The sequence below is a fragment of the Wolbachia endosymbiont of Wuchereria bancrofti genome, from assembly GCF_002204235.2.
Lineage (GTDB): Bacteria > Pseudomonadota > Alphaproteobacteria > Rickettsiales > Anaplasmataceae > Wolbachia.
Map to the genome: position 1 here is coordinate 1 of NZ_NJBR02000084.1, position 1187 is coordinate 1187.

General features: G+C 30.4%; 2 protein-coding genes and 2 pseudogenes. All 4 read right to left on the reverse strand.

The features are described from left to right. Positions 1 to 248: 248 nt before the first annotated feature. The gene (locus tag CCY16_RS06950; protein WP_369323927.1) at positions 249 to 410 is read right to left on the reverse strand and encodes a hypothetical protein; all 162 of its coding nucleotides are present in this window, start codon (positions 408 to 410) and stop codon (positions 249 to 251) included. Beyond that, positions 387 to 506 (reverse strand): annotated as a pseudogene (locus CCY16_RS06955) (ankyrin repeat domain-containing protein); the annotation flags it as partial. The pseudogene CCY16_RS06955 and the gene CCY16_RS06950, both read right to left, overlap by 24 nt. Further along, complete coding sequence (locus tag CCY16_RS06960) at positions 507 to 695, reverse strand: ankyrin repeat domain-containing protein (RefSeq protein WP_245800792.1); 189 nt, start codon at positions 693 to 695, stop codon at positions 507 to 509. It abuts the pseudogene before it with no gap. Positions 696 to 1063: 368 nt separating this feature from the next. Further along, positions 1064 to 1156: pseudogene (locus CCY16_RS07055) on the reverse strand (aminoacyl-tRNA hydrolase); the annotation flags it as partial. Positions 1157 to 1187: the final 31 nt, after the last annotated feature.

Here is a 1187-nt window from a genome sequence, read left to right on the forward strand (position 1 = left end):
AGTACTGAATACTATAAAAGCGATAAAAAAAAATTTCTATAATGTTGTTCGATGATAAGCCTTATTACTTTCCCAGGACAATTATTGGCAGCAAGAAAAAGTGCTGTATTGTTGTTATTATCTTTCTTTGCTTTCTTTGCTATATCTGCTTTGAGTTCGTTTATCAGATACTCAATAACTTCTATTCTGCTGTAATTTCCTATTTCAGTATATTGCTAACAGCTAAAGATAGAGTTGTGCACCCATTATCATCTACATCTTTCCTTATTAATTAAGGCTTGTATTATGCCTCTTTTCCCGTCTAAAACAGCAAGGTGAAGAGGGATATGTCCTTCAGTACTTTCTCTCGCACTAATTATTGCACCATTATTGCTTAGTAATTCTATAAACTCCGGCGTATTTACAAAAATTGCAAGGTGCATTGGTGTTAAATCGTCTTTACCATGATTTTTAGTTTTTGCATTAACGTTTGCTCCATTTTCTATCAACAATTTCACTATCTCTAGCTATTTACATCTGATTCCAATATGAAGTAGCGTACAATTACGTTCATCGTTATTATTAACGTTTACACTGTATTTTACCAGTAGTTTTGCAACTTCGACATTACCCTTCCAAATTGCAACATATAAAGGGGTATGCCCATCTTGATTATGGGCATTAAGGTTTACTTCTAAATCAACTAATTTCTTAATTAATTCTCTAGTTACCTATAATTGCATAGTTTTACCTAGTTTCGCCATTCCTTCTCTCTTCCTATAATATCAGAAAGTAAACCTGACATATAGTTAGAATCTCTAGGTTGAACCTGACATATAGTTAGAATCTCTAAGTTACTCTGAACTTTGTATTCCTATTTTAAGAAAATACTCTTCTGTTTCCTCTATAATACAAAATTGTGAACATGTTAATTCTTGTATTATTAAGAATTACTATTAAGTTTTTATTAATATAATATTAATAATGATTAAGATTTTAATTAAATGAAAGTATCTATATTTGAAACGAGCCTAATACAATAAAGTGTTACACAAAACAAATTACACAAAACAACCTTGTCATATCATACAATTGAGTTAGTAAAAGCTGTATTATTTCCTTGCAACATTAAGTGTATGTTTTGCGCTATTCTTTCTACTAAGGGAATGACATTATCAGGAAAATTTTGATGCTGCATTGTCGTTTAG